Source organism: Halorubrum lipolyticum DSM 21995 (assembly GCF_000337375.1).
Classification (GTDB): domain Archaea; phylum Halobacteriota; class Halobacteria; order Halobacteriales; family Haloferacaceae; genus Halorubrum; species Halorubrum lipolyticum.
This window is the reverse complement of record NZ_AOJG01000010.1, coordinates 99,619-105,871: the sequence shown is the minus strand read 5'-3', so window position 1 is coordinate 105,871 and position 6,253 is coordinate 99,619. Positions and strand designations below refer to the sequence as shown.

General features: G+C 70.0%; 9 protein-coding genes. All 9 read left to right on the top strand.

What is annotated here, in order from left to right; all coding sequences use genetic code 11:
• Positions 1–104: 104 nt before the first annotated feature.
• Entirely contained in the window at positions 105–1,223 is a 1,119-nt protein-coding gene (locus tag C469_RS04475; protein WP_008004218.1) for a M20 family metallopeptidase, read from the top strand.
• Between the two features lie 96 nt (positions 1,224–1,319).
• The gene (locus tag C469_RS04470; RefSeq protein ID WP_004050128.1) at positions 1,320–1,472 is read left to right on the top strand and encodes a 50S ribosomal protein L39e; all 153 of its coding nucleotides are present in this window, start codon (positions 1,320–1,322) and stop codon (positions 1,470–1,472) included.
• Positions 1,473–1,751, top strand: a complete 279-nt coding sequence (locus C469_RS04465; protein ID WP_008004216.1) for a 50S ribosomal protein L31e — start codon at positions 1,473–1,475, stop codon at positions 1,749–1,751.
• A 1-nt stretch (position 1,752) separates the two neighbouring features.
• The gene (locus C469_RS04460) at positions 1,753–2,418 is read left to right on the top strand and encodes a translation initiation factor IF-6 (protein ID WP_008004214.1); all 666 of its coding nucleotides are present in this window, start codon (positions 1,753–1,755) and stop codon (positions 2,416–2,418) included.
• A gap of 69 nt (positions 2,419–2,487) precedes the next feature.
• Positions 2,488–3,480: an ABC transporter ATP-binding protein gene (locus tag C469_RS04455; protein ID WP_008004212.1), complete on the top strand. Its 993-nt coding sequence runs from the start codon at positions 2,488–2,490 to the stop codon at positions 3,478–3,480.
• Complete coding sequence (locus C469_RS04450; protein WP_008004210.1) at positions 3,477–4,292, top strand: ABC transporter permease; 816 nt, start codon at positions 3,477–3,479, stop codon at positions 4,290–4,292. The genes C469_RS04455 and C469_RS04450 overlap by 4 nt, the downstream gene beginning before the upstream one ends.
• Before the next feature lie 172 nt (positions 4,293–4,464).
• Complete coding sequence (gene rpl18a / locus C469_RS04445; RefSeq protein ID WP_008004208.1) at positions 4,465–4,641, top strand: 50S ribosomal protein L18Ae; 177 nt, start codon at positions 4,465–4,467, stop codon at positions 4,639–4,641.
• Positions 4,641–5,096, top strand: coding sequence for a prefoldin subunit alpha (gene pfdA / locus C469_RS04440; RefSeq protein ID WP_008004206.1), 456 nt, complete (start codon positions 4,641–4,643; stop codon positions 5,094–5,096). The genes rpl18a and pfdA overlap by 1 nt, the downstream gene beginning before the upstream one ends.
• 9 nt (positions 5,097–5,105) lie before the next feature.
• Positions 5,106–6,251, top strand: coding sequence for a signal recognition particle-docking protein FtsY (ftsY, locus tag C469_RS04435; RefSeq protein ID WP_008004204.1), 1,146 nt, complete (start codon positions 5,106–5,108; stop codon positions 6,249–6,251).
• Positions 6,252–6,253: the final 2 nt, after the last annotated feature.

The window sequence follows — 6,253 nt, the reverse complement described above, 5'->3', positions numbered from 1 at the left end:
GCTCCTCGCGCCCGGTGGGCGCTCGGAGGCGCGCGCCACCGCGATCGGCTTATAAATGCATCCGCCCACTCAGTTTTTAAGCCGCCAAACACCGACCCGACCGTATGAACGAACTCGCGGACCTGACCGAGTCGCTGGTCGCGATCCCGTCGCACGAGGACGAGACCGCTGCCGGCGACGCGATCGAGGAGTGGCTCCGCGCGGAGACCGACGCGCGGGTCGAACGCGACGCCGTCGGCAACGTCATCGCATATAAAGGCGCGACAGACGATCCCGACGCCGACACGCTTGCGCTCGTGGGGCACCACGACGTGGTCCCGCCGGCCGAGCGCCAGACGGCCGGCGAGGGGAACGCGGGCGAGTACGTCGTCGAGCGCCGCGCCGGCCGGATCTACGGCCGCGGCGCCGCGGACATGAAGGGCGCGCTGGCGGCCTGTATGCTCGCGTTCCGCGACGCCGAGCCGCCGGACGGCCGCGAGCTCGCGTTCGCCTCGTTCGTCGGCGAGGAGGTCGGCGGGACCGGCGCGCGTCACGCGATCGAGGAGGGGTTCGCCCCCGATCATGCGGTCGTCGCCGAGGGGTCGACGAACTACTCGAAGCCGGGCGTCACCGACGTGGCCGTCGCGCACAAGGGCCGGCGCGCCTCGACGCTCGTCGCGAGCGGGACCGCGGCGCACGCCTCCGAGCCCGAGGCCGGCGAGAACGCGGTCTACCGCGCGAGCGACGTGATCGACGCGGTCCGGGAGCTCGACGCCCCGGAGGCGACCGTCTTCGGCGAGACCGTCTCGGGGTCGCTCGCGGTGACGATGGTCCACGGCGGCGAGACGTGGAACGTGATCCCGGAGCGCTGCGAGGTAACGATCGACGAGCGCACGGTCCCCGGCGACCGCGCCGACATCGGCCGCGCCGCCGAAGCGGTCGACGGCGTCGCGTGGGAGGTCGATCAGGACCTCCCGCCGATGGCCTGCGGCGACGACGCGTTCGCCGACGCAGCGCTCGACGCGGCCCGCGAGGTCCACGACGAACTGGGGCTCGACGCGCCCGGACACGTCGTCAAACCCCACGCGACCGACGCGGGCTGGCTCGCCGAGGCCGGCACCGACTGTCTGGTCTGCGGGGCGTCCGAACCGGGAGAGGCGCACACCGACACCGAGAGCGTCGGGATCGACGTGCTGGAACGGTGTTACCGAATCTACGAGACCCTCGCCGAGCGGGCGTTCTGACCCCGCCCAGACGCGGTGTGTCTCGCGGAATTCGCCGCCGCCGAGCGACGCGGTATGGAAGGGGTTTTATGCGCCCCGGGGGAAGTGTGCGCCACTATGGGAGACAAGTCGAAGGCCCAAAAGAAGCGTCTGGCGAAGGCGGAACGCCAGAACACCCGCGTCCCCGCGTGGGTCATGATGAAGACCGACATGAACGTCACGCGAAACCCCAAGCGGCGCAACTGGCGCCGGAACGACCTGGACGAGTAAATGTCGACGAGTGATTTCGAGGAGCGCGTCGTCACCGTCCCGCTCCGCGACGCCAACGACAAGCCGGTCCAGGAACGCGCCGACTTCGCGATGAAGATCGTCCGCGAACACCTCGCGCAGCACTTCTCCGTCGACGAGGAGGAAGTCGTCCTCGACACCTCGGTCAACGAGGCCGTCTGGGCGAACGGGCGCCAGAATCCCCCGAGCAAGGTCCGCGTCCGCGCGGCCCGGTTCGTCGAGGACGGCGAGCCCGTCGTCGAAGCCGAGTACGCCGAGTAACGTGTTACGGGCGACTTTCACCGGCTCGTCGTACGTGGGCGTGTTCGCCCGCGCGATCGACGACCTCCTGTTGGTCCGACCGGATGTCGACGAGGAGCTCGCCGACGCGCTCGGCGAGGAGCTGGGCGCCGAGCCCCTCCTCACGACCGTCGGCGGTGCCAACACCGTCGGCTCCCTCGCGACGGGCAACGAGAACGGCGTTCTCGTCTCCGCGCGGGCCACCGAGCGCGAGCAGTCGCGGATCGCCGAGGCCGCCGACCGAGAGGTGGGCGAGCTCCCCGGCGAGATCAACGCGGCCGGGAACGTCGTCCTCGCGAACGACTACGGCGCCTACGTCCATCCGGACCTCCCGCGCGAGTCGATCGTGACGATCAGGGACACCCTCGGCGTCCCCGTGACGCGCGGCGACCTCGGCGACGTGCGAACGGTCGGCACCGCCGCGGTCGCCAACAACACGGGCGTGCTCTGCCACCCCAAGTCGACCGAGTCGGAGCTGCAGGCCGTCGAGGAGGCGCTCGACGTCCGCGCCGACCTCGGCACGATCAACTACGGCGCGCCGCTCGTCGGCTCCGGGCTCGTCGCCACCGACGAGGGGTACGTCGTGGGTGAGGACACCACCGGTCCCGAACTCGGCCGCATCGAGGAGACGCTCGGCTTCATCGACTGAGCCGAAGCGTACCTCACGTCCGGCGATTCCGCCCCCTGTTTTAAGATTCGACGGCGAGTTGCGGACGGTATGCCCGCCATCGAGTGCCGGTCCCTGACGAAGTACTACGGCGACGTTCGCGGGATCGAGGACGTCTCGTTCACCGTCGAGGACGGGGAGGTGTTCGGATTCCTCGGGCCGAACGGCGCCGGGAAGACGACCGCGATCCGCACCCTTCTCGGGTTCCTGTCGCCGACGAGCGGCGGCGCCGCCCTGCTCGGCCACGACGCGACCGATCCCGGCGAGTCCCGCGCCGCCCGCGAGCGGATCGGCTACCTCCCGGGCGACCCGGGACTCGACGAGGACCGAACCGCCGAGGCGTTCCTCGATCATCAGGCCGCGCTCCGGGGGTCCGGGAGCCGCGAGGCGTTGGTCGCCCGATTCGGGCTCGACGAGTCGCGCCGGATCGGCGACCTCTCGCGCGGGAACCGCCAGAAGGTCGCTCTGGTCGCCGCGTTCATGCACGACCCGGACCTGCTGCTGCTCGACGAGCCGACCTCCGGGCTCGACCCGCTCCTCCAGGAGGAGTTCGCCGCGCTGGTGCGCGAGCGCGTCGTCGACGGCGCGAGCGTGCTCCTCTCCTCGCACGTGCTCGGCGAGGTGGCGGCGCTCTGCGACCGCGTCGGCGTGCTCCGTGAGGGACGCCTCGCCGCGGTCGAGTCCGTCGAGGACCTCCGGTCGCGGGGCGGCAAACAGGTACGCGTCCGCGTCGCCGAGGACGTCTCTCGTGGCGCCTTCGAGGTCCGCGGCGCGATGAACCTCCGGGTCGGGGACACCGTCTCGTTCACGTGGACCGGCGGGTACGACGCGCTGATCGACCTGCTCGACGGGTTCACCGTCCATGACCTGGAGATCGTCGACGCACCGCTCGAAGAGGCGTTCATGACCTTCTACGACGGCGACGTGCCGGGTCCCGGTCGTCGAGACGACGCACGCGGAGCGCGCGGGACCGAGGCGTCGGCGCCCGCGAGCGGAACGGGAACGGACCCGGAGAAGACCGACGCCGACGGAGGTGACCGATGAGCGACCGCCCCGCTCCGTGGCTGGCGATCGCGCGGTACGAGGCGGCGGGGCGGGCGCGCGGTTCGGTCGTCCTGACCGGGCTGCTGTCTGGGTTCCTCCTGCTGTTCCTGGCCTTCTTCCCGTCGATGTCGAGCGCCGGGATCGACCTCGACGCCTACGTCGAGTCCTTCCCGCCGGCGTTTCAGGAGGCGTTCGGGATCATCTCCATCTCCACGATCGAGGGGTTCCTCGCGGTGGAGTTCTACCAGTTCGCGTGGCTGCTCATGGTCGGCCTCTACCTCGCGTACCTGAGCGGCGGGACGATCGCGGGCGACGTGGCCTCCGGGCGGATGGACCTCACGCTGTCCGCGCCGGTAGCGCGCCGCGACGTGGTGTTCGGACGGTTCCTCGGACTCGTGCCGCTCGTGCTCCTGTTGAACGTCGTCTTACCGGTCGTCGCGTACGTCGGCGTGCTCGCGGTGGGCGAGACGATCGCGGCCGAGCGACTCGTCGCCGTCCACGCGCTCGCGGTGCCGTACCATCTGTGTTGCGTCGCGCTCGGGGTCGTCGTCTCGACGCTCGTCTCGCGGGCGGGCGTCGCCCAGCGGGTCGCGCTCGGCGGCCTGTTCGCGCTGTTCATGTTCGAGTCGCTCGCGGCCAGCAGCGAGTACGACTGGGCTGGAGCGGTCAGCCCGACCGCCCATTACGACCCGTCCGCGGTGCTCGTGAACGCCGAGTACGACGCCGCCGGCGCGGCCGTCCTGCTCGCCGCGACCGCGGCGCTCGTGCTCCTCGCTGTCCTCCGGTTCCGGCGGGCAGACCTCGCCGGGTGACTGCGTGTCCGGCGGCGCGGATTCCGACCTCGGAGCCGACGGATTCCGACCTCGGAGCCGACGGATTCCGGTGTTTGGGGCCGTCTCCGTGACGTTTCACCGCCTTCTGTCGCGAGCGTTCGCGTCTCGCTTTTTAGGAAGATACTTCCCTGTCCCTGCCGGATCGGTGAACATGAGTACCTACACGGTGAGTGGACGGTTCCAGAGTCGAGACGGCTTCCAGCCGTTCACCAAGGACGTCGAGGCGGAGAACGAGGACCTCGCCCGCGAGCGCATCTACACCACGGTCGGGAGCCAGCACGGCCGGAAGCGCGCCCAGATCGAGATCGAGGAGGTGTCCGCGGCATGATGGGCGGCGGGCAACAGCAGCTCCAGCAGCTCTCCCAGGAGCTGCAGGCGCTCGACGAGGAGATCGAGGCGCTCGAAGCCGAGATCGCCGACTACCAGGAGGAGCAGTCCGACATCGACGACGCGATCGAGGCCATCGAGACCCTCGACACGGGCGCGACGGTGCAGGTCCCGCTCGGCGGCGGCGCCTACGTCCGCGCCGAGGTCCAGGACATCGACGAGATCATCGTCTCGCTCGGCGGCAACTACTCCGCCGAGCAGAGCGAAGGGGACGCCATCGACGTGCTCGGTCGCAAGCGGGACGCGCTCGACGACCGCATCGAGGAGACGCAGGAGGAGGTCGACGAACTCGAGACCGAGAGCGACGAGCTCGAACAGCAGGCCCAGCAGATGCAACAGCAGATGCAGCAACAGCAGATGCAGCAGATGCAGCAACAGCAGGGCGACGAGGAGTAAGGACCGACCGTGTTCGACGGACTGAAAGACAAGCTCTCCGGGTTCCGCAAAGACGTCGAGGAGAACGCCGAAGTCGAGGAGCCCGCGGAGCAGGACGAGACAGAGGCGGCCGAGAGCGCCGCCGCCGAGTCCGCCGAGGCCGATCAGCCCACGGAGAGCGAGGCTGAAACCGTCGAGGCGAGCGACGCCGGTGGCGCCAGTGACGGCGCTGCCGGCGGGGACGCTGCCGACGACGCGGATGGCGCCGACGCTGCCGACGACAACGAGCCGAGCACCTTCCAGCGCGCGAAGGCGTTCGCGACCGGTCGGATCATCATCGAGGAGGAGGACTTAGAACAGCCGCTGTGGGACCTCGAGATGGCCCTCCTCGAGAGCGACGTGGAGATGAGCGTCGCCGAGCGCATCCTCGACACCGTCCGCGAGAAGATGCTCGGGGAGTCGCGGAAGCAGGTCGAGACGACCGGCGAGCTCGTCGAGTCGGCGCTTCACGACGCCCTTCTCGACGTGATCGCCGTCGGCCAGTTCGACTTCGAAGAGCGGATCGCGGCGGCCGACAAGCCCGTCACCGTCGTGTTCACCGGCGTCAACGGCGTCGGGAAGACGACGAGCATCGCGAAGCTCTCGGAGTGGCTCGCCGACCGCGGCTACTCGTCCGTGATGGCGAACGGCGACACCTACCGAGCGGGCGCGAACGAGCAGATCCAAGAGCACGCCGACCGGCTCGACCGGGAGCTCATCTCCCACGACCAGGGCGGCGACCCCGCAGCCGTCATCTACGACGGCGTCGAGTACGCCGAGGCGCACGACATCGACGTCGTCCTCGGCGACACCGCGGGGCGGCTCCACACGAGCGACGACCTGATGGCCCAGCTCGAGAAGATCGACCGCGTCGTCGACCCGGACATGACCCTGTTCGTCGACGAGGCCGTCGCGGGCCAGGACGCGGTGAACCGCGCGAAGGAGTTCAACGACGCCGCCGAGATCGACGGCGCCATCCTGACGAAGGCCGACGCCGACTCCTCCGGCGGCGCCGCCATCTCCGTCGCGTACGTCACCGGGAAGCCGATCCTGTTCCTCGGCACCGGACAGGGGTACGACGACCTCACCCTGTTCGAGCCCGAGGAGCTCGTCGAGAGCCTGCTCGGCGAGGAGTAAGC

Coding starts and splice junctions, on each gene's coding strand:
- C469_RS04475 (WP_008004218.1), top strand. CDS start 105: ATGAACGAACTCGCGGACCTGACCGAGTCGCTGGTCGCGATCCCGTCG.
- C469_RS04470 (WP_004050128.1), top strand. CDS start 1,320: ATGGGAGACAAGTCGAAGGCCCAAAAGAAGCGTCTGGCGAAGGCGGAA.
- C469_RS04465 (WP_008004216.1), top strand. CDS start 1,473: ATGTCGACGAGTGATTTCGAGGAGCGCGTCGTCACCGTCCCGCTCCGC.
- C469_RS04455 (WP_008004212.1), top strand. CDS start 2,488: ATGCCCGCCATCGAGTGCCGGTCCCTGACGAAGTACTACGGCGACGTT.
- C469_RS04450 (WP_008004210.1), top strand. CDS start 3,477: ATGAGCGACCGCCCCGCTCCGTGGCTGGCGATCGCGCGGTACGAGGCG.
- rpl18a (WP_008004208.1), top strand. CDS start 4,465: ATGAGTACCTACACGGTGAGTGGACGGTTCCAGAGTCGAGACGGCTTC.
- pfdA (WP_008004206.1), top strand. CDS start 4,641: ATGGGCGGCGGGCAACAGCAGCTCCAGCAGCTCTCCCAGGAGCTGCAG.